The 23961-nt window shown below is 64.5% G+C and carries 27 protein-coding genes; 23 read left to right on the top strand and 4 right to left on the bottom strand.

Annotation, left to right across the window (positions count from 1 at the left end):
* Positions 1 to 6 precede the first annotated feature (6 nt).
* From J4E58_RS05480 to J4E58_RS05435, 10 genes are all read left to right on the top strand, one after another.
* Entirely contained in the window at positions 7 to 378 is a 372-nt protein-coding gene (locus J4E58_RS05480; protein WP_003183998.1) for a chemotaxis response regulator CheY, read from the top strand.
* A 29-nt stretch (positions 379 to 407) separates the two neighbouring features.
* Positions 408 to 1196, top strand: a complete 789-nt coding sequence (locus tag J4E58_RS05475) for a protein phosphatase CheZ (protein WP_007922504.1) — start codon at positions 408 to 410, stop codon at positions 1194 to 1196.
* Positions 1197 to 1208: 12 nt separating this feature from the next.
* Positions 1209 to 3500 carry a chemotaxis protein CheA gene (locus J4E58_RS05470; protein ID WP_087088865.1) on the top strand — a complete coding sequence of 764 codons (2292 nt, stop codon included), beginning with the start codon at positions 1209 to 1211 and terminating at the stop codon, positions 3498 to 3500.
* A 49-nt stretch (positions 3501 to 3549) separates the two neighbouring features.
* Positions 3550 to 4680, top strand: a complete 1131-nt coding sequence (locus tag J4E58_RS05465; RefSeq protein WP_087088862.1) for a chemotaxis response regulator protein-glutamate methylesterase — start codon at positions 3550 to 3552, stop codon at positions 4678 to 4680.
* Positions 4680 to 5420 carry a flagellar motor protein gene (locus J4E58_RS05460; protein WP_007922500.1) on the top strand — a complete coding sequence of 247 codons (741 nt, stop codon included), beginning with the start codon at positions 4680 to 4682 and terminating at the stop codon, positions 5418 to 5420. Before J4E58_RS05465 ends, J4E58_RS05460 begins: the two co-directional genes overlap by 1 nt.
* Before the next feature lie 15 nt (positions 5421 to 5435).
* Positions 5436 to 6320, top strand: a complete 885-nt coding sequence (motD, locus tag J4E58_RS05455) for a flagellar motor protein MotD (RefSeq protein WP_007922499.1) — start codon at positions 5436 to 5438, stop codon at positions 6318 to 6320.
* A 50-nt stretch (positions 6321 to 6370) separates the two neighbouring features.
* Positions 6371 to 7159, top strand: a complete 789-nt coding sequence (locus tag J4E58_RS05450) for a ParA family protein (RefSeq protein WP_007922498.1) — start codon at positions 6371 to 6373, stop codon at positions 7157 to 7159.
* Positions 7160 to 7243: 84 nt separating this feature from the next.
* Entirely contained in the window at positions 7244 to 8140 is an 897-nt protein-coding gene (locus J4E58_RS05445; RefSeq protein WP_087088860.1) for a CheW domain-containing protein, read from the top strand.
* A 78-nt stretch (positions 8141 to 8218) separates the two neighbouring features.
* Positions 8219 to 8701: a chemotaxis protein CheW gene (locus J4E58_RS05440; RefSeq protein ID WP_007922496.1), complete on the top strand. Its 483-nt coding sequence runs from the start codon at positions 8219 to 8221 to the stop codon at positions 8699 to 8701.
* Positions 8702 to 9094: a DUF2802 domain-containing protein gene (locus J4E58_RS05435; protein ID WP_087088858.1), complete on the top strand. Its 393-nt coding sequence runs from the start codon at positions 8702 to 8704 to the stop codon at positions 9092 to 9094.
* A 67-nt stretch (positions 9095 to 9161) separates the two neighbouring features.
* On the opposite strand, the gene J4E58_RS05430 is transcribed toward J4E58_RS05435, so the two are convergent.
* Positions 9162 to 9491 (bottom strand): EscU/YscU/HrcU family type III secretion system export apparatus switch protein, encoded by a 330-nt coding sequence (locus J4E58_RS05430; protein ID WP_053260133.1) that lies wholly within the window; start codon positions 9489 to 9491, stop codon positions 9162 to 9164.
* Complete coding sequence (locus J4E58_RS05425) at positions 9488 to 11059, bottom strand: flagellar hook-length control protein FliK (RefSeq protein WP_087088857.1); 1572 nt, start codon at positions 11057 to 11059, stop codon at positions 9488 to 9490. Before J4E58_RS05425 ends, J4E58_RS05430 begins: the two co-directional genes overlap by 4 nt.
* 198 nt (positions 11060 to 11257) lie before the next feature.
* Between J4E58_RS05425 and ccmA the strand changes: the two genes are divergently transcribed.
* From ccmA to J4E58_RS05370, 11 genes are all read left to right on the top strand, one after another.
* Positions 11258 to 11893 carry a cytochrome c biogenesis heme-transporting ATPase CcmA gene (gene ccmA, locus J4E58_RS05420; protein ID WP_007922031.1) on the top strand — a complete coding sequence of 212 codons (636 nt, stop codon included), beginning with the start codon at positions 11258 to 11260 and terminating at the stop codon, positions 11891 to 11893.
* Complete coding sequence (gene ccmB / locus J4E58_RS05415) at positions 11890 to 12558, top strand: heme exporter protein CcmB (protein ID WP_007922033.1); 669 nt, start codon at positions 11890 to 11892, stop codon at positions 12556 to 12558. Before ccmA ends, ccmB begins: the two co-directional genes overlap by 4 nt.
* Before the next feature lie 76 nt (positions 12559 to 12634).
* The gene (locus J4E58_RS05410; RefSeq protein WP_007922035.1) at positions 12635 to 13390 is read left to right on the top strand and encodes a heme ABC transporter permease; all 756 of its coding nucleotides are present in this window, start codon (positions 12635 to 12637) and stop codon (positions 13388 to 13390) included.
* Positions 13387 to 13563 carry a heme exporter protein CcmD gene (gene ccmD / locus J4E58_RS05405; RefSeq protein WP_007922041.1) on the top strand — a complete coding sequence of 59 codons (177 nt, stop codon included), beginning with the start codon at positions 13387 to 13389 and terminating at the stop codon, positions 13561 to 13563. Before J4E58_RS05410 ends, ccmD begins: the two co-directional genes overlap by 4 nt.
* Entirely contained in the window at positions 13560 to 14015 is a 456-nt protein-coding gene (gene ccmE / locus J4E58_RS05400) for a cytochrome c maturation protein CcmE (RefSeq protein WP_009047728.1), read from the top strand. Before ccmD ends, ccmE begins: the two co-directional genes overlap by 4 nt.
* Before the next feature lie 3 nt (positions 14016 to 14018).
* Positions 14019 to 16007 carry a heme lyase CcmF/NrfE family subunit gene (locus J4E58_RS05395; RefSeq protein WP_087088855.1) on the top strand — a complete coding sequence of 663 codons (1989 nt, stop codon included), beginning with the start codon at positions 14019 to 14021 and terminating at the stop codon, positions 16005 to 16007.
* On the top strand, positions 16004 to 16540 hold the full coding sequence (locus tag J4E58_RS05390) for a DsbE family thiol:disulfide interchange protein (RefSeq protein ID WP_007922047.1): 537 nt from the start codon (positions 16004 to 16006) through the stop codon (positions 16538 to 16540). The genes J4E58_RS05395 and J4E58_RS05390 overlap by 4 nt, the downstream gene beginning before the upstream one ends.
* Positions 16537 to 17007: a cytochrome c-type biogenesis protein gene (locus tag J4E58_RS05385; RefSeq protein ID WP_053260137.1), complete on the top strand. Its 471-nt coding sequence runs from the start codon at positions 16537 to 16539 to the stop codon at positions 17005 to 17007. Before J4E58_RS05390 ends, J4E58_RS05385 begins: the two co-directional genes overlap by 4 nt.
* Entirely contained in the window at positions 17004 to 18206 is a 1203-nt protein-coding gene (gene ccmI / locus J4E58_RS05380; RefSeq protein WP_087088853.1) for a c-type cytochrome biogenesis protein CcmI, read from the top strand. The genes J4E58_RS05385 and ccmI overlap by 4 nt, the downstream gene beginning before the upstream one ends.
* Before the next feature lie 11 nt (positions 18207 to 18217).
* Positions 18218 to 18619: a hypothetical protein gene (locus J4E58_RS05375; RefSeq protein ID WP_007922056.1), complete on the top strand. Its 402-nt coding sequence runs from the start codon at positions 18218 to 18220 to the stop codon at positions 18617 to 18619.
* A gap of 114 nt (positions 18620 to 18733) precedes the next feature.
* The gene (locus tag J4E58_RS05370; protein ID WP_087088851.1) at positions 18734 to 19876 is read left to right on the top strand and encodes a hypothetical protein; all 1143 of its coding nucleotides are present in this window, start codon (positions 18734 to 18736) and stop codon (positions 19874 to 19876) included.
* A gap of 6 nt (positions 19877 to 19882) precedes the next feature.
* On the opposite strand, the gene J4E58_RS05365 is transcribed toward J4E58_RS05370, so the two are convergent.
* The gene (locus J4E58_RS05365; RefSeq protein WP_087088849.1) at positions 19883 to 20782 is read right to left on the bottom strand and encodes a LysR family transcriptional regulator; all 900 of its coding nucleotides are present in this window, start codon (positions 20780 to 20782) and stop codon (positions 19883 to 19885) included.
* A gap of 62 nt (positions 20783 to 20844) precedes the next feature.
* Positions 20845 to 21762, bottom strand: coding sequence for a LysR family transcriptional regulator (locus J4E58_RS05360; protein WP_087088847.1), 918 nt, complete (start codon positions 21760 to 21762; stop codon positions 20845 to 20847).
* A 112-nt stretch (positions 21763 to 21874) separates the two neighbouring features.
* On the opposite strand from J4E58_RS05360, the gene J4E58_RS05355 reads away from it, so the two are divergent.
* Complete coding sequence (locus J4E58_RS05355; protein WP_087088845.1) at positions 21875 to 22687, top strand: phytanoyl-CoA dioxygenase family protein; 813 nt, start codon at positions 21875 to 21877, stop codon at positions 22685 to 22687.
* Between the two features lie 78 nt (positions 22688 to 22765).
* Complete coding sequence (locus tag J4E58_RS05350) at positions 22766 to 23953, top strand: M20 aminoacylase family protein (protein ID WP_087088843.1); 1188 nt, start codon at positions 22766 to 22768, stop codon at positions 23951 to 23953.
* Positions 23954 to 23961: the final 8 nt, after the last annotated feature.

The raw sequence follows: 23961 nt of genomic DNA, 5'->3' as shown, positions 1-23961 counted from the left end.
AAGAACATGAAAATCCTCATCGTTGATGACTTCTCAACGATGCGGCGGATCATAAAAAACCTGTTGCGTGACCTGGGTTTCACCAACACGGTCGAGGCTGACGATGGCACCACCGCCATTCCGGTCCTCAACAGTGGGAGCATCGACTTTCTGGTAACGGACTGGAACATGCCCGGCATGACCGGTATCGATCTGCTGCGCCATGTGCGCGCCGATGAAAAACTCAAGCACCTGCCGGTACTCATGGTGACTGCTGAAGCCAAGCGCGAACAGATCATCGAAGCTGCCCAGGCCGGCGTAAACGGTTATGTGGTCAAGCCCTTCACGGCCCAGGCGTTGAAAGAGAAGATCGAGAAGATCTTCGAACGCATCGGTTGAGAGTGGAATCATTCCGCCACGGGGGAGCTATGGAGCACAACGAATCTTCATTGGGCGATTTCGAATCGACCCTGAAAAAACACGCACTCGAACTGGTCGACAGCCTTGAAAAAGGCAAGTTCGGCGAAGCCGTGCAACTGATCCATGAGCTCAACCAGACCCGTGACCGCGGCCTGTACCAGGAGGTCGGCAAGCTCACCCGCGAGCTGCATAGCGCCATCGTCAATTTCCAGATTGACCCGCATATGCCGCAAGCCGAGGAAGTTTCACAGATCACGGATGCCACCGAGCGCCTGTCCTATGTGGTCAGGCTGACCGAGGCCGCGGCCAACCGCACCATGGATCTGGTCGAGAGCGCCACCCCGCTGGTCAATGGCCTGAGCAGCGAAGCCCAGGCCCTGAGCGCCGATTGGGGGCGTTTCATGCGCCGCGAACTGGGCGCCGAGGAGTTCCGCGACCTGGCCCGCCGGGTGGACGGTTTCCTGACCCGCAGCGAGCAAGACACGCGCGCGGTATCGAGCAATCTCAACGACATTCTGTTGGCGCAGGACTACCAGGACCTGACCGGTCAGGTGATCAAGCGCGTGACCCAGTTGGTCACCGAAGTCGAGAGCAACCTGCTCAAACTGGTCCTGATGGCCAGCCAGGTCGATCGTTTTGCCGGCATCGAACATGACCGTGAATCGATCCTCGCTGAAAAAGATCCGCAAAAACATCTGGCCAAGGGTGAAGGTCCGCAGATTCATGCCGATAAACGTGAAGACGTTGTATCCGGTCAGGACGATGTCGACGATTTGCTTTCCAGCCTTGGATTCTAGGAGCACCCATACATGAGCTTCGGCGCCGATGAAGAAATCCTTCAGGATTTTCTGGTTGAGGCCGGCGAGATTCTAGAGCAACTGTCCGAACAACTGGTCGAGCTGGAAAGCCGGCCGGACGATGCGGATCTGCTCAACGCAATTTTTCGCGGTTTTCACACTGTAAAAGGGGGCGCCGGCTTCCTCCAGCTCAACGAGCTGGTGGAGTGCTGCCACATCGCCGAGAACGTGTTCGACATCCTGCGCAAGGGTGAGCGTCGCGTCGACGCGGAACTGATGGACGTAGTGCTCGAAGCGCTGGACGCGGTGAACGGCATGTTCGGCCAGGTGCGCGAGCGTACCGAGATCACCGCCGCCACTCCGGAGCTGCTGGCTGCCCTGGCCCGCCTGGCCGAGCCTGCGGGGGCCGAGGAGGTCGCCGCGCCGGTGGCCGACGCTGAGGCAGTTGTTGAAGCCGTTGCCGAGCCGGTCGCCGAGTCGACCGAAAGCGAGTCCGGCGATATCACCGACAGCGAGTTCGAGCAGCTGCTCGATTCGCTCAATGCCGCCAAGGCCGAGGCCGAAGCCCCGGCTGCTGTTGCTCCCGCGGCGCCCACCGCCGGCAGCGAAGCGGCCAGCGACGAAATCACCGATGCCGAGTTCGAGTCGTTGCTCGATCAATTGCACGGCAAGGGCCAGTTCGCACCGGATGCGGTGGCCCCTTCGGCCACGGCGCCGGCTGCGGAAAAAGCCGCGGCCAGCGACGAAATCACCGATGACGAATTCGAAGCCCTGCTGGATCAGCTGCATGGCAAAGGCAACTTTGCGGTCGATGCGCTGGACTCCGCGGTGGCAGCGGCGGTACCGCCGGCTGCGCCAAGCGCGGCCGCCGCCGGTGGCGACCTGATCACCGACCAGGAATTCGAATCCCTGCTCGACGAGCTGCATGGCAAGGGCAAGTTCTCTGAAGTGCCCGCTGCCGCGGCGACCGTGGGTAGCGCAACGGCCGCCACGGCTCCGTCGCCTGCCGCCGTCGCCAAGCCAGCGGTGAAGAAGCCCGAAGCCAAGGCCGAAACGCCAAAACCGGCTCCGGCCGCTGCTCCGGCGCCTGCTCGTGCTCCGGCTGCCGCCCCGGCGGAAAAACCGGTCAGCGAAGCCGAAACCACCGTGCGGGTCGATACCGCGCGGCTGGACGAAATCATGAACATGGTCGGCGAGCTGGTGCTGGTGCGTAACCGCCTGGTGCGCCTGGGGCTCAACAGCGGCGACGAAGCCATGTCCAAGGCCGTGTCGAACCTCGACGTGGTCACGGCCGACTTGCAGACCGCGGTGATGAAGACCCGGATGCAGCCGATCAAGAAGGTCTTCGGGCGCTTCCCGCGCCTGGTTCGCGACCTGGCCCGCCAGCTCAAGAAAGAGATCAACCTGGAGCTGGTCGGCGAAGAGACCGACCTCGACAAGAACCTCGTCGAGGCCCTGGCCGACCCGCTGGTGCACTTGGTGCGCAACGCCGTCGACCACGGTATCGAGTCGCCGGAAGAGCGCGAGGAAGCGGGCAAGTCCCGTGGCGGCAAGGTGGTGCTGGCGGCCGAGCAGGAAGGCGACCATATCCTGCTGTCGATCTCCGACGACGGCAAAGGCATGGACCCGAACGTCCTGCGCGCGATTGCGGTCAAGCGTGGGGTTATGGACAAGGATGCCGCCGATCGCCTGAGCGACACCGAGTGCTACAACCTGATCTTCGCCCCGGGCTTCTCGACCAAGACCGAGATCTCCGACGTGTCCGGCCGCGGCGTGGGCATGGACGTGGTGAAGACCAAGATTTCCCAGCTCAACGGTTCGATCAACATCTACTCGACCAAGGGCCAGGGTTCGAAGATCGTCATCAAGGTGCCGCTGACCCTGGCGATCATGCCGACCCTGATGGTGATGCTGGGCAACCAGGCATTCGCCTTCCCGCTGGTCAACGTCAACGAAATCTTCCACCTGGACCTGTCGCGCACCAACGTGGTCGACGGCCAGGAGGTGGTGATCGTCCGCGACAAGGCGCTGCCACTGTTCTACCTCAAGCGCTGGCTGGTCAGTTCCGCCGCTCACGAAGAGCAGCGCGAAGGCCATGTGGTGATCCTTTCGGTCGGCACCCAGCGGATCGGCTTCGTCGTCGATCAACTGGTCGGCCAGGAAGAAGTCGTCATCAAGCCATTGGGCAAGATGCTCCAGGGGACTCCAGGCATGTCGGGCGCCACCATTACCGGTGACGGCCGCATCGCCCTGATTCTCGATGTTCCGAGCATGCTCAAGCGTTACGCCGCACGGCGTATTTGAATACCGGAGGGGCGGGGCCATTTGCCTTGCCCCGCCTAACGGAGTGTTTATGGCAGTCAAGGTCCTGGTGGTGGATGATTCGGGTTTTTTCCGCCGCCGCGTCTCGGAAATTCTTTCAGCGGATATCAATATCCAGGTCGTCGGTACCGCGACCAACGGCAAAGAGGCGATCGATCAGGCGCTGGCGCTCAAGCCGGACGTGATCACCATGGACTACGAGATGCCGATGATGGATGGCATCACGGCCGTGCGGCACATCATGCAGCGCTGCCCGACGCCGGTATTGATGTTTTCCTCGCTGACCCATGAAGGCGCCCGGGTAACCCTGGATGCGCTGGATGCCGGCGCGGTGGATTTCCTGCCGAAGAACTTCGAAGACATCTCGCGCAATCCCGAGAAGGTCAAGCAACTGCTGTGCGAGAAGGTCCATAGCATCTCGCGCAGTAACCGTCGTTTCAGCAGCTACAGTGTGCCTGCGCCACAACCGGCGGCGGCACCGAAGCCTGCGCCAACGAGCACCAGCAGTTTCGGCGGCACGGCCCCGGCGCGCCCTGCTGCAACGCCGATTCCCGCCCGTACGCCGGCCGCTGGCGCGTCGTCGCCGGCGCCCAAGCGCAAGGCCTACAAACTGGTGGCCATCGGTACCTCCACCGGTGGTCCGGTGGCGCTGCAGCGGGTGCTGACCCAGTTGCCGGGCAACTTCCCGGCGCCGATCGTGCTGATCCAGCACATGCCGGCGGCCTTCACCAAGGCGTTCGCCGAGCGCCTGGACAAGCTTTGCCGGATCAGCGTCAAGGAAGCCGAGGACGGCGACATCCTGCGTCCGGGCCTGGCGCTGCTGGCACCGGGCGGCAAGCAGATGATGGTCGACGGCCGTGGCGCGGTGAAAATCCTCCCGGGCGACGAGCGCCTGAACTACAAGCCGTGCGTGGACATCACCTTCGGTTCGGCGGCCAAGTCCTACGGCGACAAAGTTCTGGCGGTGGTCCTCACCGGCATGGGCGCCGACGGTCGCGAAGGCGCGCGCCTGCTCAAACAGGGCGGTAGCGCGGTCTGGGCCCAGGATGAGGCGAGCTGTGTGATCTACGGGATGCCGATGGCGATCGTCAAGGCGGAGCTGGCGGATGCGGTGTACGGCCTGGACGACATCGGCAAGCATCTGGTCGAGGCCTGTCTCTGATGGATGTTCTAAGCCTCATCGGGATCATCATGGCGTTCGTCGCCATCATCGGTGGCAACTACCTGGAAGGCGGTCATCTGTCGGCCCTGGCCAATGGTCCGGCGGCGCTGATCGTGCTGGGTGGGACCATCGGTGCGGCGTTGCTGCAATCGCCGCTGAGCGCCTTCAAGCGCGCCATGCAGATCCTCGGCTGGATCCTGTTTCCGCCGCGGGTCGACCTGCCCGGGGGCATCGACCGTGTCGTCAACTGGAGCCTGACCGCCCGCAAGGAAGGCCTGCTGGGCCTGGAAGGCGTGGCCGATGCCGAGCCCGACACCTATTCGCGCAAGGGCCTGCAACTGCTGGTGGACGGTGCCGAGCCGGAATCCATCCGCAGTATCCTGGAGGTGGATTTCTACACCCAGGAAAGCCGCGACATTGAGGCGGCCAAGGTCTTTGAAAGCATGGGCGGCTACGCGCCGACCATCGGTATTATCGGTGCGGTCATGGGCCTGATCCATGTGATGGGCAACCTGGCCGACCCTTCGCAGCTGGGCAGCGGTATCGCCGTGGCCTTCGTCGCGACCATCTACGGCGTGGCCAGCGCCAACCTGGTGTTGCTGCCGATCGCCGCCAAGCTTAAGTCCATAGCCTTGCGCCAGTCGCGTTATCGCGAAATGTTGCTTGAAGGAATCCTGTCGATTGCCGAAGGTGAAAACCCTCGTTCCATTGAGTTGAAGCTGCAAGGCTTCATGGATTGATGGGGGTAATGGACTATGTCCCGTCGTCGCCGGCATGAAGAACACGTCAACCACGAGCGTTGGCTAGTGTCCTACGCGGACTTCATCACCTTGCTGTTCGCCTTTTTCGTGGTCATGTACTCGATCTCCTCGATCAACGAGGGCAAGTACAAGGTCATTTCCGAAGCGCTGATCGGCGTGTTCACCGATTCGGACCGCGCCCTCAAGCCGATTCCCATCGGTGAGGAGCGGCCCCAGACCGTGACCCCGGCCAAGCCGCTGGTCAAGGACAGCGAGCAGACCGACGCCGGTATCGCCGGTGCCAGCGATCCGCTGAAAAGCATCGCCGACGATATCAGCGCGGCTTTTGGCGACCTGATCAGTTCCAACCAGATGACCGTGCGCGGCAACGAGCTGTGGGTCGAGATCGAACTCAACTCCAGCCTGTTGTTCGGCAGCGGCGATGCCATGCCCAGCGACCTGGCGTTCAACATCATCGACAAGGTGGCGGCGATCCTCAAACCCTTCGACAACCCGATTCACGTCGAGGGCTTTACCGACAACCAGCCGATCCAGACCGCGCAGTATCCGACCAACTGGGAGCTGTCGTCGGCCCGCTCGGCGAGCATCGTGCGGATGTTGGCGATGCAGGGGGTCAATCCGCAGCGCCTGGCATCGGTGGGCTACGGCGAGTTCCAGCCGGTAGCCAATAACGCGACGGCCGATGGCCGTGCCCGCAACCGTCGGGTGGTGCTGGTGGTGTCGCGCAATCTCGACGTACGCCGCAGCCTGACAGGCACCGGCACCGCTCATGCGACACCGGATGCGGCATTGAAGCGGGCTGGCACACAAACTGCACCTACGTCAGTCAAGACGCCGGGACGCGAGAGTGCCGTCAATTCTCCGTCACCGGCTTTATAACTGGGTGCTATTTCTCGGTGGGCCCGTGCCTGCCGGGAGGAACAATCTGAATGAGAGTCTGGGCAGTTGCCAATCAAAAGGGTGGCGTCGGTAAGACCACCAGTTCCATCGCTTTAGCCGGGTTGCTGGCCGAGGCGGGCAAGCGCGTGGTCGTGGTCGATCTCGACCCCCACGGCTCCATGACCAGCTACTTCGGCTATGACCCCGACAGCCTGGAACACAGTAACTACGACCTGTTCCTGCACAAGGGCAGCGTCCCCGAGGGCTTGCCCGGGCAGTTGCTGCTGTCGACCAGCGACGAACGTATTTCCCTGCTGCCCTCGAGTACCGCGCTGGCTACCCTGGAGCGCCAGTCGCCGGGGCAGAGCGGCCTGGGCCTGGTGATCGCCAAGAGCCTGGCGCAGCTGTGGCAGGATTTCGACTATGCGGTGATCGACAGCCCGCCATTGCTTGGCGTGCTGATGGTCAATGCCTTGGCGGCGAGCCAGCAACTGGTGATCCCGGTGCAGACCGAGCACCTGGCGGTCAAGGGCCTGGAGCGCATGGTCAATACCTTGGCGATGATCAACCGCTCGCGCAAACAGGCGCTGCCGTTCAGCATCGTGCCGACCCTGTTCGACCGCCGCACCCAGGCGTCCCTGGGCACCTTGCGGGTGCTGCGCGACAAGTTCCCGGATGAGATCTGGCAGGGCTACATCCCGGTCGACACGCGCCTGCGCGATGCCAGCCGGGCCGGGTTGACGCCTTCGCAATTCGACGGCAAGAGCCGCGGCGTACTGGCCTATCGCGCCTTGCTCAAGCACCTGCTGGCCCAGCAACTTGTCCCGCAGGTGGCCTGACGTGGCGGAGCATTCAAGTCTGCTGCCGGTCTGGCCGATAAACCCTACAGGTCACTGTGCTGGGCTTTATCCGTGGGCATCCTTATGAACCGTCCTGTCGACGTCACGTCCCGGCCGCAGTTGGCGCTGCAGTCCTACCTGGACGCGTTGCTGCAGGACGCCACCGAAGAAGAATTCGCGGTTCCCGAGGCGCTGCCGCAGGTTCAGGCAGCCGTTGCAGAAGTGGTGGTGTCGAGCGAGGTCCTGGATGAGTTCCAGGCCGCGGTGCTCGAAGAACAGGCTCGCGATGCCCAGGTCCAGCGTGCGCCGGCTGCGGTTGTCGCGCCGGTAGTGCGGGTCGAGGAAGCGGTGGTCGCTCCCGTGCTGGAGGCGCCCGCGCCATTGCCGGCCACCTTGTCGACCGTTGCGCCCTTGCTGCAGGGCCTGGTCGAACCGGTGGTCGAAGTGCATCGGCCACCCAGCAGCACGCCGCCACCGGTGGCGGGTGACGACCGGCCGAGCTGGGCGGCGGAACCCTTCGAGTGCCTGCTGTTCGATGTCGCCGGGTTGACCCTGGCGGTGCCGCTGGTCTGCCTGGGGTCGATCTACTCCCTGGCGGGGCATGAACTGACGCCGCTGTTCGGTCAGCCGGAGTGGTTCCTCGGGATCCTGCCGAGCCAGGCCGGCAACCTGAAGGTGCTGGATACCGCGCGCTGGGTGATGCCGGACCGCTACCGCGACGACTTCCGCCAGGGCCTGCAATACGTGATCTCGGTCCAAGGCTACGAGTGGGGGCTGGCGGTGCATCAGGTCAGCCGCTCGTTGCGCCTGGACCCGAACGAAATCAAATGGCGCAGCCACCGTGGCCAGCGGCCATGGCTCGCGGGCACGGTCATCGAGCATATGTGCGCGCTGCTGGACGTTTCCGAGCTGGCCGAGCTGATCGCCAGCGGCGGTGCGAAACATATGGCTATCAGTAAACCGGCGCCGAAGCCGATATAGACCAACAACAGGCTGCGCCGACGGCGCGGTCACACAGAACACACACCGTTTCCAACGGTTTTTTAAGGGGTCAGGGGTATGAATAAGTCGTCGTCTGCACAGAGTTCCGAAGATCCGATCCTGCAATGGGTAACCTTCAAGCTGGATAACGAGTCCTACGGCATCAACGTGATGCGCGTGCAGGAAGTCTTGCGCTACACCGAGATCGCACCGGTACCGGGTGCCCCGAGCTACGTGCTGGGCATCATCAACCTGCGCGGCAACGTGGTGACCGTGATCGACACCCGCCAGCGTTTTGGCCTGGTGCCCACCGAGGTCAATGACAACACCCGTATCGTGATCATCGAAGCCGACAAGCAAGTGGTCGGGATCATGGTCGACAGCGTGGCGGAAGTGGTTTACCTGCGTCAGTCGGAAGTCGAGACCGCGCCGAATGTCGGTAACGAAGAGTCGGCCAAGTTCATCCAGGGCGTGTGCAACAAGAACGGCGAGCTGCTGATTCTGGTTGAGCTGGACAAGATGATGAGCGAAGAAGAGTGGTCGGAACTGGAGAGTATCTGATTGATTCTCGAGGTTGCGGTTATTGTCCTGTTCCTCTTTTGGGCAGGCACACTGGCGATGTTCCTGGCCTATATCCGCGCTCAGCGGCAGATCGCCGCCCAGCAGGCCCAGGGCGATGCGCTGCGCGATCAGCGCATCAAGGACCTGGCCAAGCGCGTCGACGATTACCAGAACGGTACGGTGCGCATGGGCGAAGACCTGCATGAGCTGCGCGCGGTGGTCGGCCCGTTGCCGGACAAGCTGGCCCAGTTGGAGCAGCGCGATCCGTCGAGCTTGTCCTTCGCCCAGGCCGCGCGCCTGGTGGGCATGGGCGCCAGCGTCGACGAACTGACTCAGTCCTGCGGCTTGACCCAGGCCGAGGCTGAGTTGATGAGTAAGTTACATAGAAGCTAGCTGCAAGCTACAAGCCGCAAGCTTCAAGCTGGAATCTTGTAGCTTGTAGCTTGTAGCTTGTAGCTCTTCAGTAATCCTCCCCGCTTTCCGTCACATCCTTCTCCAGCGCCGCTTCCTGCGGCTCATGCCCGGCCGGGAACTTGCCCTTGAGGTTCCAGGCGAAGGCGATGATTTCGGCAATGGTCCGGTACAACTCCTCGGGAATGCTGTCGCCCAGTTCCATGCGCGCCAGCAGTTTCACCAGCTCGGCGTTCTCATAGATCGGCACTTCACAGTCGCGGGCGATTTTCAGGATGGCTTCGGCCAGTTCGTCGTCGCCCTTGGCGGTCAGCGTGGGGGCGTGCTGGCCGTCGTACTTGAGGGCGATGGCCTGGCGTGGCGGGTTGGGATTATTCATGCGGTTTCATCGACCCAGCGTTGTTCCAGTCGGGTTTTCGGGCCCTGCGGCGGTGTGCCGAGATGGCAGTCCAGATCGCCCACATCCAGGCCGGACGCCAGCAGCCGTTCACGCAGGCTGCCCAGATGGCTTTCGATCAGGCTCGCGGTAAATGGCCGCTGCGCCCAGAGCTGGCTGGACAGGCGGCCCTTGAGCAATTGCGCCTGCACTTGCAGCGGGCCCAGGGGCTCGAGGTCGAACGCCAGTTCGACGCGCCACAGCTGCTGTTTCGGTTCGCGTTCCTCGCGTTTTTCCTCGGGCGGTTTTTCCGCCGGGTCTTCGCGCTGGAACTTGACCTGCAGGGGCACGACATCCTGCATCGTGCGCATCGGGATCTCCAGTTGCCAGGTGGTCAGCAGCCGCCCGTCATCGGTCAGGCCGCTCTGTTCCAGGCTCGCCAACTGGTGGCTCTGCAGGCGTGAAACAGCGGCCGCGGCCAGGCGCAGCAGGTGTTCCAGGTCGCCTTCCTCCTCAAGGCTTTGCAGCAGCCGCGAGGGCAGGGGGAAGCCACCGGGCTGGGGCTTGGCGCTGACCTGGCCGAGGGTCCCCAGGGCGCTGCGCACGAAGCTCGGCAGCACCTGGGCCAGGGTGTTGGCGGCAATGATCGCGTTGAAGCTGGTGCTGGCCGGCAGGCCCGGCGTCATCTGGGCGATCAGGCGCAGCAGGTTGCCTTTCAGGTCAGCCGCCAGGGCCGGATTGTCGCCGGCCAGCAGCCGCGACTCGAGGAAGGCGCCGCTGTTGCCCAGGGCCTGGGCCAGCGCCTTGGGATTGCTCAGTTGCTGCAGGTCGGGCAGGCCGGCGAGCAGCTTGTCCACCGTGGCGCGCAGTTCGCTGGAGGTGTCGTCGGAGGGCGGCAGGTTCTGCAACGCATTGATCAGGCCCGTCAGCGAGGCTTGGCGGCTTTGCTGGGCGGCCAGTTGCTGGGCGATCGCCAGTTGCTCCTGGCGCCCGCTCAGCGGCACGAAGCTCAAGCTCTGCGAGCCTTGCACCAGGGCGCTCAGCAGGCTGCCGATGCGCAGGGGTTGCGGGCTGTCGATGCTCAGGGTGCTGCCGCTCAGGGCGGTGTTGAGCAGGCTCACCAGCGAGCGGTAGACCGCCGGTTGTCCGGCTGCCTGGGGTTGTAGCTGGGTGGTCAGCACCTTGCCCTGCAGCAGGGTGCCCACGGGAAGCTGTGCGGTGTCGAGGCGGGTCAGGGTGGCGACGCTGGCGGCAATCGCCTGCTGCACGGTGATGGCCAGGTTGCCGGCCGAGGGTTGGGTCACCGCCAGGCTGGTGCCCAGGGGCAGCGGCTGGTTGCTGGTGGCCTGGACGGTGGTCTGCCGGCCGCTGTCGAGGGTCAGCTTGAGCAACAGTTGGAACGTCTGGTCCGCCTGCTTGAGCGACAGTACTTCGGCCTTGGCCGATTGGCCGGCGGCGATCAGGCCTTCCAGGGGCTGCAGCAACTTGAGCAGCTCACCGCTGATCGGCAGCGCGCGCACGGTTCCCGGCGTCAGTTGGGGCAGCGGAGGAAGGGTGATTTCGCCTGTCATCTGGACACAACCTGTGGAGAAATAAGCCCTCTTGAGAGTAGGGCATCGCATGTATAATGCCGCCCGTCTTCGGGGAGCGTGGCGAAAACATCGCAAAAGTTTGACGCAGCTCTCTGGAACAGGCCGCCGATGCGTTTATTCTGCATCTCTTTAACGGCTGCTCCACCGCCGACTTGAACCGTAAAGGCCCGCGATCATTTGACCAGTCCTCTTCTAGAAGCCGTAGCGCTTGCCTGTGAGCGCGACCTGCGGCTGCTCTTCGAAAAGCTCGAACTGCGTCTGGCCAGCGGCGACATGTTGCAGATCAGCGGTCCCAACGGCAGCGGCAAGACCAGCCTGTTGCGCCTGCTGGCAGGGCTGATGCAGCCGACCAGCGGCCAGGTGCTGCTCAACGGTCAGCCGCTCAACGCCCAGCGCGCGGAGCTGGCGCGCAACCTGTTGTGGATCGGCCATGCGGCGGGGATCAAGGACCTGTTGACCCCCGAGGAAAACCTCAGCTGGCTCTGCGCCCTGCATCAGCCTGCCGATCGCGAGGCGATCTGGCAGGCCCTGGCGGCGGTCGGCCTGCGCGGTTTCGAGGATGTGCCCTGTCACACCCTGTCCGCCGGCCAGCAGCGCCGGGTGGCGCTGGCCCGGCTGTACCTGGACAGTCCGCCGCTGTGGATTCTCGACGAACCCTTCACCGCCCTGGACAAACAGGGCGTGGCGCAACTGGAAGAACACCTGGCCGGCCACTGCGAACGCGGCGGCATGGTGATCCTCACCACCCACCACACACTGAGCCGCCTGCCGGCCGGCTATCGCGACATCGATCTGGGGCATTGGGCCGTATGAGTGTTTTCGGACTGCTGGTTGCCCGCGAATCCCGGCTGCTGTTCCGCCGTCCCGCCGAACTGGCCAACCCGCTGGTGTTTTTCGCCATCGTTGTCTCACTGTTCCCATTGGCGGTGGGACCTGAGACACAATTGTTGCAAACCTTGTCTCCAGGGCTAGTCTGGGTAGCGGCTTTATTATCGGTTTTGCTCTCGCTGGACGGGCTTTTTCGCAGTGATTTCGAGGACGGATCCCTGGAGCAGTGGGTCCTTTCGCCGCACCCCCTGCCTCTTCTGGTTCTGGCCAAGGTGCTGGCACACTGGGCCTTTTCCGGCCTGGCACTGGTATTGCTTGCGCCCCTGTTGGCACTGATGCTCGGTCTGCCCACAGCCTGTCTGCCGGTGCTGTTGCTGTCCCTTCTGTTGGGCACTCCGGTGCTCAGCCTGCTGGGAGCGGTGGGCGCGGCGTTGACGGTGGGACTCAAGCGTGGCGGCCTGTTGCTGGCGCTGCTGATCCTGCCTTTGTACATCCCGGTATTGATTCTCGGCAGCGGCGCCTTGCAGGCGGCCTTGCAGGGGATGCCGGCGACCGGTTACCTGCTGTGGCTTGGGAGCCTGACCGCCCTGGCAGTAACGCTGACACCTTTTGCAATAGCGGCTGGCCTGAAGATCAGCGTCGGCGAATAATGAGGTCTGATCAAATTTTGATCAGTAAAGACCCTGGCTGTGCGTGACAACGCACGGCACCCGTGATGGAAACAGTATGAACTGGACCTGGTTTCATAAGCTCGGCTCGCCCAAGTGGTTTTACGGCATCAGCAGCAAGCTGTTGCCCTGGCTGAGCATCGCAGCCTTGCTGCTGATCACCGTCGGCGTCGTTTGGGGCCTGGCCTTCGCGCCGCCGGACTATCAGCAAGGCAACAGCTTTCGCATCATCTACATCCACGTTCCCGCCGCCATGTTGGCCCAGTCCATCTACGTGATGCTGGCGGTGTGCGGGGTGGTGGGCCTGGTGTGGAAGATGAAACTGGCCGACGTCGCCCTGCAATGCGCGGCGCCCATCGGGGCCTGGATGACCGCCGTGGCGCTGGTCACCGGGGCCATCTGGGGCAAGCCGACCTGGGGCTCGTGGTGGGTCTGGGACGCGCGCCTGACCTCCATGCTGATCCTGCTGTTCCTGTATTTCGGCCTGATTGCCCTGGGCAACGCCATCAGCAATCGCGACAGTGCGGCCAAGGCCTGCGCGGTGCTGGCCATCGTCGGGGTGATCAACATCCCGATCATCAAATACTCGGTGGAGTGGTGGAACACCCTGCACCAGGGCGCGACCTTCACCCTCACCGAAAAGCCGGCGATGCCCGTCGAGATGTGGCTGCCGCTGTTGCTGACGGTGCTGGGCTTCTATTGTTTCTTCGGCGCCGTGCTGTTGCTGCGCATGCGTCTCGAAGTGCTCAAGCGCGAAGCCCGCGCCAGCTGGGTCAGGGCCGAAGTGCAGAACAGCCTGGAGGCGGCATCATGAGTTTTTCTTCCTTCGCCGACTTTCTCGCCATGGGCCATCATGGCCTGTATGTCTGGTCAGCCTACGGCATCTGCCTGGTGGTGCTGATCCTCAACGTGGCGGTGCCGTTGCTGGCCCGCAAGCGTTACCTGCAACAAGAGGCGCGTCGTCTGCGCCGGGAGAACAATCAGTGAATCCGCTGCGTAAAAAGCGTCTGTTGATCATCCTCGGTGTGCTGGGCGGCGTGGGCGTTGCCGTCGGCCTGGCGCTGAGCGCCCTGCAACAGAACATCAATCTGTTCTACACCCCGACCCAGATCGCCAACGGCGAAGCCCCCCATGACACGCGGATCCGCGCCGGCGGCATGGTGCAGATGGGCTCGCTGCAACGCTCGGCGGATTCGCTGGACGTGCGCTTCGTGGTCACCGACTTCAACAAGGCCGTGACCATCACTTACCGCGGCATCCTCCCGGACCTGTTCCGTGAAGGGCAGGGCATCGTCGCCCTGGGCAAGCTCAACGCCGACGGCGTGGTGGTGGCCGACGAAGTGCTGGCCAAGCACGATGAGAAGTACATGCCGCCGGAAGTGACCAAGGCCCTGAAAGACAGTGGGCAAATGGCGCCGGCTCCGGCCAAGGAGGGCTGAGCGATGACATCCGCACTCTTCATTCCCGAACTCGGCCATCTGGCGATGATCCTGGCCCTGTGTTTTGCCCTGGTCCAGGCCGTGGTGCCGCTGCTCGGCGCCTGGCGCGGCGACCGTCTGTGGATGGGCCTGGCGCAGCCCGCGGCCTGGGGGCAGTTTACCTTTCTCGCATTTGCCTTCGGCTGCCTGACCTACGCCTTCATGGTCGATGATTTCTCGGTGGCCTATGTCGCCAGCAACTCCAACAGCGCCTTGCCCTGGTACTACAAGTTCAGCGCGGTATGGGGTGCCCACGAGGGCTCGTTGCTGCTCTGGGCGCTGATCCTCGGGGGCTGGACCTTCGCCGTGTCGGTGTTCTCCCGGCAGTTGCCGCAAGTGATGCTGGCGCGGGTGCTGGCGGTGATGGGCATGATCAGCACCGGCTTCCTGCTGTTCCTGATCGTTACCTCCAACCCCTTCGCGCGGATTCTGCCGCAGGTGCCCGGCGACGGCCGCGACCTCAACCCGCTGCTGCAGGACATCGGCCTGATCGTGCACCCGCCGATGCTCTACATGGGCTATGTCGGTTTCTCCGTGGCTTTCGCCTTCGCCATCGCAGCCTTGCTCGGCGGTCGCCTGGACGCGGCCTGGGCGCGCTGGTCGCGGCCCTGGACCATAGTCGCCTGGGCATTCCTCGGCATCGGTATCACCCTCGGCTCCTGGTGGGCCTACTACGAACTCGGCTGGGGTGGCTGGTGGTTCTGGGACCCAGTGGAAAACGCCTCGTTCATGCCGTGGCTGGTGGGCACCGCGTTGATCCACTCGCTGGCGGTCACCGAAAAGCGCGGCGTGTTCAAGAGCTGGACCGTGCTGCTGGCCATCGCCGCGTTCTCCCTGAGCCTGCTGGGGACCTTCCTGGTGCGTTCCGGGGTGCTGACCTCGGTCCACGCCTTCGCCTCGGACCCCGAGCGCGGCGTGTTCATCCTGATCTTCTTGCTGTTCGTGGTCGGCGGTTCGCTGACCCTGTTCGCCCTGCGCGCGCCGGTGGTCAAGAGTCAGGTCGGCTTCAACCTGTGGTCGCGGGAAACCCTGCTGCTGGGCAACAACCTGGTGCTGGTGGTGGCGGCCTCGATGATCCTGCTGGGTACCCTGTACCCGCTGGTACTGGACGCCCTGACCGGGGCCAAGCTGTCGGTCGGCCCGCCGTACTTCAATGCGCTGTTCATTCCACTGATGGCGCTGCTGATGGTGGTGATGGCGGTGGGCGTGGTGGTGCGTTGGAAAGACACTCCGGTGAAATGGCTGGTGAGCATGCTGACCCCGGTGCTGCTGGGCAGCGCCGCGCTGGCGGTGGTGGCCGGTATCGTCTACGGCGACTTCAACTGGGCAGTGCTGGCGACCTTCATGCTGGCGGCCTGGGTGTTGCTCGCCGGGGTCCGCGACATCTTCGACAAGACCCGCCACAAAGGCCTGGTCAAGGGCCTGCCGGGCCTGACCCGCAGCTACTGGGGCATGCAACTGGCGCACCTGGGCATCGCGGTCTGCGCCCTGGGCGTGGTGCTGTCGAGCCAGAACAGCGCCGAGCGCGACCTGCGCCTGGAGCCGGGCGAGTCCATGGACCTGGCCGGTTATCACTTCATCTTCGAGGGCGCCAAGCATTTCGAAGGCCCCAACTTCACCTCCGACAAGGGCACGGTGCGAGTGGTCCGCGACGGCAAGGAGGTTGCTGTGCTGCACCCGGAAAAACGCCTCTACACGGTACAGAACTCGGTGATGACCGAAGCCGGCATCGACGCCGGTTTCACCCGTGACCTCTACGTCGCCCTCGGCGAGCCGCTGGGCGATGGCGCCTGGGCCGTGCGGGTGCACGTGAAGCCGTTCGTGCGCTGGATCTGGTTCGGCGGCCTGCTCACCGGTTTCGGCGGCCTGCTGGCGGCCCTCGACCGGCGTTACCGGGTCAAGGTGAAGACCCGGGTGCGCGAAGCCCTGGGCATGACAGGAGCCACTGCATGAGACGCTGGATAATGTTGTTGCCGCTGGCGCTGTTCCTGCTGGTGGCGGTGTTCCTGTACCGCGGGTTGTACCTGGACCCGGCCGAGCTGCCGTCGGCGATGATCGGCAAGCCGTTCCCGGAGTTCTCCCTGCCGTCGGTGCAGGGCGACAAGACCCTGACCCGTGCCGACCTGCTGGGCAAGCCGGCGCTGGTCAACGTCTGGGGCACCTGGTGCATTTCCTGCCGGGTCGAGCACCCGGTGCTGAACAAGCTGGCGCAGCAGGGCGTGACCATCTACGGCGTCAACTACAAGGACGTCAACGCCGACGCCCTGAAGTGGCTGGTCGAATTCCACAACCCTTACCAGCTGGATATTCGCGACGAGGAGGGCACCCTGGGCCTGAACCTCGGGGTGTACGGCGCGCCGGAAACCTTCTTCATCGACGCCAAGGGCATCATCCGCGACAAATACGTCGGGGTGATCGACGAAACGGTGTGGCGCGAGAAGCTGGCCGCCAAGTATCAGGCCCTGGCCGACGAGGCCAAGCCATGAAGCGTTGGCTGGCCGCGGCCGTCCTGGGCCTGAGTATCGCTGGCGTGGCCCACGCCGCGATCGATACCTACGAATTCGCCAACGACGCCGAGCGCGAGCGCTTTCGCGAGTTGACCAAAGAGCTGCGGTGCCCCAAGTGCCAGAACCAGGACATCGCCGACTCCAATGCGCCGATCGCCGCGGACTTGCGCAAGGAGATCTTCCGCATGCTCGGCGAAGGCAAGGACAACCAGCAGATCATCGACTTCATGGTCGACCGCTATGGCGACTTCGTGCGCTACAAGCCGGCGCTGACCGGCAAGACCGCCTTGCTCTGGTTCGGCCCCGCCGGCCTGCTGTTGGGGGGCGTGGTGATCATCGCCGTGATCGTCCGGCGTCGGCGCGTGCAGCGCAGCGACAGCCCGAGCACACTTTCCGCCGAGGAGCGTCAGCGCCTCGACCAACTGTTGGATAAAGACCGCGAATGATTGATTTCTGGCTCGCCGCAGGCCTGCTGCTCCTGGTAGCCCTGAGTTTTCTGCTGATCCCGGTTCTACGCGGCCGTCGTGCCCAGCGTGAAGAGGATCGTACCGCGCTGAACGTGGCGCTTTATCAAGAACGCGTGGCCGAGCTGCAAGGCCAGCAGGCCGAAGGCGTGCTCAGCGCCGAGCAGATGGACAGCGGCCGCGCCGAAGCCGCGCGCGAACTGCTGGCCGACACCGAGGGCGCGGAACTGGCTGGGGTATCGCGCCTGGGCAAGCCGCTGCCGTTGCTAGCGGCGCTGCTGGTGCCGCTATTGGGCCTGGGCCTGTACCTGCATTTCGGCGCCAGCGACAAGGTCGAGCTGACCCGTGAATTCGCCCAGGCCCCGCAATCCATGGAAGAGATGACCCGCCGCCTCGAGCGCGCGGTCGCCGCCCAGCCGGATTCCGCCGAGGGCCTGTACTTCCTCGGCCGTACCTACATGGCCCAGGACCGCCCGGCGGACGCGGCGAAGATCTTCGAGCGCACCGTGGCCCTGGCCGGGCGCCAGCCAGAACTGCTCGGCCAGTGGGCCCAGGCGCAGTATTTCGCCGACGGCAAGCGGTGGTCGGACAAGGTCCAGGCCCTGACCGACGAAGCGCTGAATGCCGATCCGAAGGAAGTCACCAGTCTCGGCCTGCTGGGCATCGCCGCCTTCGAAGGCGAGCGTTATCAAGAAGCCATCGATTACTGGAACCGCCTGCTGGCGCAATTGCCGGCGGACGACAACTCGCGCGCCGCGCTGCAGGGCGGTATCGACCGGGCCACCGAGAAGCTGCTGGCCAGCGGCGGCAAAGTGGCCCAGGCGCCCGCGCCCAAGGCCGCCGCGCTGCTCAAGGTGCGTGTCGACCTGGCCGCCGAGCTGAAAGCCAAGGTACAGCCGGGCGACAGCGTGTTCATCTTTGCCCGTGCCACTTCCGGGCCGCCGGCGCCGCTGGCGGCCAAGCGCCTGACCGTGGCCGACCTGCCGGTGACGGTGGAGCTGGGGGATGCCGACGCGATGATGCCGCAGTTGAAACTGTCGAACTTCCCGGAAGTCCAACTGGTTGCACGCATTTCCCGCGCCGGCCAACCGACTGCCGGCGAGTGGGTCGGTCGCAGCAAGCCCCTGGCCAGCAGCACCACCGCGCCGCAACAACTGACCATCGACAGCCCGGATAAATAAGAGAAGCCGCCATGACCGCCATTGCCCGCATCACCCTGTTAACACTGGTCCTGGGGTTGAGCGCCTGTGCGGTCCAGCAGCCGACGCCGCCCGAGACGCTGCCACCGATTCCGCCCGCGCAACCCACTACCAAGCCGACGCCCGGCACCCCGAGCAAACCCGCCACGCCGATCAAGCCGGCCAAGCCGTTGCCGCGCACTTCCGCGAGCTTCGCGCCGCCACCGGGCGGCAACAGCCACTGGGATCCGCGCCTGGGCGTCTATGTGCTGGATAACCAGACCAACACCTTCTACCGCCAGCGCACCTACTATCGCTGGAACAACGGCTGGAGCCGCTCCATCAGCCCCGACGGGCCATGGGAAGAGACCGATATCCACGGTGTGCCGTCGGGCCTGGGGCGCCAGTTCCAGTAAACAGTTACCAGGAAGCGTTTACCACTGAGCGGACCGCGGGCGGGTCCGGTTCAAGCAGCCGGTTGGATGGCCGATACCCCAGGGTGTTCCTGAGTATCGCCATCCGAGCGCCCGATGAAGAAAAGCCTGAACAAACCCTATTTTGCGCCCATGGCCTTCTGGCTCTGTGTTGTCGCTGTGCTGCTCGCCCTGCATGGCTTCGCCGATGTCGAAGTGCCGCAGCTGATCTACTTCTCCCTGGCACCGGTGTATTTGCTGGTGCTGTTTATCTTCCTCTACTACTTCTTCTGCTGGAGCTTCATCTCGGTCTTTCCCCTGGGCGAGATCGGCTGGAAGCGCGTGGACTACGGCTGGCTGTTGCTGGCGTCGCTGGCGCTGATCGGCGAGACCCAGAGCGTCAGGACCGAATGGTTCCAGAGCGACTATCGGCTGGCCGAATCCCATGAAGCCGCGACCCAGAGTCGCCTCAAGGCCGAGATCGACGATCTGCTGGGCCCGGATCATTGCCGTGCCGCCGCGACTCTCTATAGCGCCGCCGATGCCGCGCAGGTGAGCGAGCTCTGTCAGCGTTTTGCCACGCTAGAGAGAACGGCGCAGGGGCGGCTGACGGCGCTCTCGGTGGGGACGGTGGTCCAGGCGCTGGATGAGCTTCGCGCCCGGTATTCGGCGCCGCCCATATTGGCCTGGCTCGGCCGCCTCGATGAAACCCTGGGCGACCAGCGCAAGGCCCGGGGCGAGGTTTCCAGGCTGTATGAGCTGACCCGCGCCACCAACGCCGAGACCGTTTATCGCTACTTCGTTCCAGTATTGCTGGTGTTCGCCCTGGCCCTGCGTGCCTCGAAGGTCACCGGCGAGGTGCTGCTCAAGGCCCCGCGCAAGCGCAAGGTGTGGATGATCATCAACCGGCGCATGGTGATCGATGGCCTGGGGTTTGTCCGCGGCGCCCGCAGCCGCTTCGACGAAGCGCTGAGTAACTGGCGCGTGGCGAAGTGGGACGTGGTGCACCTGGCCTGTCCGTTCCTGCCTGAAGTCAGTGCCGTCGATGCCCAGGTCGCCGTGGTGCCCGGCTTCTACGAAAACGAGTTCCAGCTGGCGGCTATCGACACCTTCGAGCAGTGCGGGTTTGTCGAGTGGGCGGCTGCCCAATCGATCGAAACCTTGTATCTGGTGGGCGAAACCGACCCTGCGCTGATCGAACGGATCCAACGCTGGGGCGAGGCGGCCAAGGTTGAAGTGCTGATACGTGGGCGAATCTGACGTCGCTCAACCTTGAGTGGCATCCGGGCGCGCCAGCAGCTGCTGGACAAAGTCGACGAAGGCCCGGGCCTTGGCGCTGGTCAGCCGCCCGGTAGGGAACACCGCCCATAGCTCCTGGCGGGGCAGCGTCCAGTCCGACATCACTTCGCGCACCGTGCCACTGGCCAGCTCGGGGGCGAACATCCATTGCGAGGCCATGGTCAGCCCCTGGTGGGCCAGCACCGACTCGCGCAACCCCTCCGCGGCGCTGATGCGAATCCGCCCGCGGACCGTCACCGATTGCTGTTCGTCGCCCCGTTCGAAGCGCCAGTGGGCACCGCCGCCGAGGCTGTAGACGATCGCCTGGTGCTTGCTCAGGTCAGCGGGGCAGGCGGGTTCGCCGTGGCGGGCGAAGTAGTCCGGGGTGGCCAATACCACGCGCCGGCATTCACCGATCCGCCGCGCGGTCAGCCTGGAGTCGCTCAAGGGGCCCATGCGCAGGGCGACGTCGATGCCGGCCTCCACCAGATTGATATTGCGGTCATCCAGCACCACGTCGATGTCGAGCTCGGGGTGGCGCTCGAGAAAGGTCCCCAGGTGCGGCACGATGTGCAGGCGGGCGAAGGTCACCGCGGCGCAGACTCGCAGCGTGCCGCGCAGCCCTGTACCGGCCCCGCGCGCCGCGAGATCGGCTTCGTCGGCCTCTTCGAGGGCCCGTCTGGCCCGCTCGAAAAACGCCATGCCGGCCTCGGTGGGCGTCAGGCCGCGGGTCGAGCGCAGCAACAGCCGTACCGCCAGCCGCGCCTCGAGCTGGGCGATGGTTTTCGATACGGCCGGCTGGCCGATATCCAGAAGCCGGGCGGCGGCGGAAAAGGACCCGCTTTCCACCACATGAACGAAGGTTTGCATGGCTGCCAGCCGGTCCATTGGGACTCCTTGTGTGTGAACGATCGAGTGTTGTGTGGAACGCCGTCGAGCCGCGGCGCCGCTTATGGGTGCCAGCCAAACCCCGGGCTTTCGCCGAACCATTGCAGGGCCTGTTCCCGCAGGGCGTTGACCAGCGGCGAATGGCTGCGGGCCCGGGACTGGGCGAGCACGATGCGTTGCAGCGGCAGCGGTTCGGCAATCGGCCGGATCGCCAGCGGCCGCCCGTCATAGCTGTGGTCGCCGAAAGGCCGGGTATAGGCCACGGCCACGCCAAAGCCGTTGGCCACCAGCCCGCGCTGCAGTTCGAAAGAATAGGTCTTGCTGAAGTTCTGCGGCTGCAAGCCATGGAAGCGGAACAGGTCGAGGAAATGCTGCCAGCTGTAGGCCTGTTCGGTCAGCACCAGGGGATAATCGCAGAGCTGGCGCAGGCTGACCTCGCGGTGACCGGCCAGGGGATGCTCGGCCGGCAATAGCGCATGGGCCGACAGTTCGCACAGCACCGTGCTCTGTACCCCATCCGGCAAGCCCAGGTCATAGCTCAGCGCGGCGTCCAGGCTGCCGTTGCTCAGTTGCTTGCCGATCTGGTCGAAGCCGTATTCGCGAATCGTCACCTCGATCGCCGGGTGGCGTTCCTTGAGGCCGCGCAACAGCTGCGGCAGGCAATAGGGCGCCAGGTCCTCGAAGCAGGCCAGCATCAGTTCGCCGGACAAGGTGTCGTCGTGGTCCGCCAGGCGTTCCAGCTCATGCACGCCGGCCACTATCTGCTGGGCCTTGTCCATCGCCAGGCGGCCGAACGGCGTCAGCGTCACTCCCTGTCCGCGCTGGCGAATGAACAGCACTTGCCCCAGGTGTCCTTCCAGTTCGCTGAGGGCGGCGGAGACCGCCGGCTGCGATACGTTCAGGTGCTCGGCGGCCTGAGTGATGTTGCCGTGGCGGGTGACCGCCAGGGCGCAGCGCAGGTGGCGCAGACTGATCTTCATAAGAAATTCCGAGGAGCCAGATCGGATCATATTATTTTATTTTTGGATGAGCCTGGGGCAATAGTCTGGCCGTGGTCGCCGCGATCATGGCGGCCGTCACGCAGGAGCCCCTATGAACAGGTCAGTCAGCCCTTTGGTATCAGCGGCGGATATCGCAGCTTTTCAACGCGATGGCGCCATTTGTCTACGTGGTGTGTTCAAGGACTGGGTCGGGTCGATCGCCGCAGGTATCGAGCGTAACCAGCGCGAGCCGGGCCCCTATGCCACCAACGTGGTGGCGGCCGGCGAGCCGGGTGGGTTTTTCGACGATTACTGCAACTGGGAGCGCATTCCCGAATTCGTTGCCATGGTCCGTGAGTCGCCCGCGGCGGCGATTGCGGCAGCGGTGATGCAGTCGCCCAGTGCGCAGTTCTTTCACGATCATGTACTGGTCAAGGAGCCGGGCACCCAGAAGCCGACGCCCTGGCACCAGGACATTCCCTATTACTTTCTCGATGGCGAGCAGACCGTCAGCCTGTGGATCCCGGTGGACCCGGTGCGCGAGGCGACCTTGCGCCTGATCGCCGGCTCCCACCTCTGGCCGCAATGGGTGCTGCCGCTGCGCTGGAAGGACGACAGCAGCTTTTACGAGGATGTCAGCCGCTATCGGCCGGTGCCGGACCCGGATGTCGAACCCGGCATGCAGGTGCTGGAGTGGCAGATGGAGCCGGGGGACGCGGTGCTGTTCGACTTCCGCACCGTGCACGGCGCACGCGGCAATCTCAGCCAGGCCCGCCGGCGCGTGCTGTCGCTGCGCTGGCTGGGCGAGGACGTGCGTTATGCCGAGCGCCCTGGCAGGACCTCGCCGCCGTACCCTGACCACGGCATGCAAGCAGGCCAGCGCCTGCGCCAGGACTGGTTCCCACAGATCTGGCCGCCAGCCTGATCTGCCTGAAAGACCTACAAGAGCCTGACAGCGTCTCAGCCGACGATCAGGCCATCTATCACTGCTGAGGAGAAACCCATGCCGAGCCCAACGATCCTGCCTGAGATACGCGAGCTGACGACGCCCATGGTTGCGCTGCGCCAGCATCTGCACGCCCATCCTGAACTGAGCTACGAGGAGTTCGAAACCAGCCGCCTGGTCGCCGACAAGCTGCGCGGCTGGGGTTATGAGGTTCACCACGGGCTGGCCGGCACCGGCGTCGTGGCGTCGTTGCGCAAGGGCCGGGGCAACCGGGTCATCGGCCTGCGCGCGGACATGGACGCCTTGCCGATCCTGGAAACCAGCGGCTTGCCCTATGCCAGCCGGCATGACGGCAAGATGCATGCCTGTGGCCATGACGGGCATACCGCGATGCTGCTGGCCGCCGGCCAGTGCCTGGCCCAGAGCATCGACTTCGATGGCACCGTGCGCCTGATCTTCCAGCCCGCCGAGGAAGGGCATGTGGGCGCGCGAAAGATGATCGAGGATGGGCTGTTTCAGCTGTTTCCCTGCGATGCGGTCTTTGCCATGCACAATTGGCCGGGGTTGCCGGTGGGTAAGTTCGGTTTTCTCCCCGGGCCGTTCATGGCCTCGGCCGACACCGTGACGATTGGCATCAACGGCCGTGGCGGTCACGGCGCCATGCCCCAGGACACGGTCGACCCGATAGTCGCCGCGGCCTCGCTGGTCATGGCGTTGCAGACCGTGGTGGCGCGCAACCTGCCGCCCCTGGAAATGGGCGTGGTCGGGGTCGGGGCGATTCACGGCGGCAGCAGTTCGTCAGTGGTTCCCACCCGCGTCGAGCTGGCGGTGACGGTCAGGGCATTGAAAGAGGCGACCCGTGAGCTGTTGCTACAGCGCATCGAGGCGCTGGCCCACGCCCAGGCCCAGGCATTCGGCGCGACTGCCGAGGTCACGGTCAGCGCCAACGCGTTCCCGGTGCTCTACAACCACCCGCGGGAAACCGCCCTGGCCCGGACGGTGGCCCTGGAGTGGCTGGGCGAGGAGGGGCTGGTCGCCGATATGCAGCCGATGACCTGCAGCGAGGATTTCTCTTTCATGCTGCAAGCCTGTCCCGGCAGCTACCTGATCATGGGCAACGGCGAAGGGACGGCGGGCGGCTGCCTGTTGCATAACCCGGCCTATGACTTCAATGACGCCTGCCTGCCTTACGGCGCCAGCTACTGGGTGAAGCTGGTGAGCGCCTTTCTCGATCCGGTCGACTGACCCGCAGT

The sequence above is a fragment of the Pseudomonas sp. FW305-25 genome (assembly GCF_017351415.1).
Taxonomy (GTDB): domain Bacteria; phylum Pseudomonadota; class Gammaproteobacteria; order Pseudomonadales; family Pseudomonadaceae; genus Aquipseudomonas; species Aquipseudomonas chlororaphis.
This window is presented reverse-complemented; position numbering and strand designations above follow the sequence as displayed.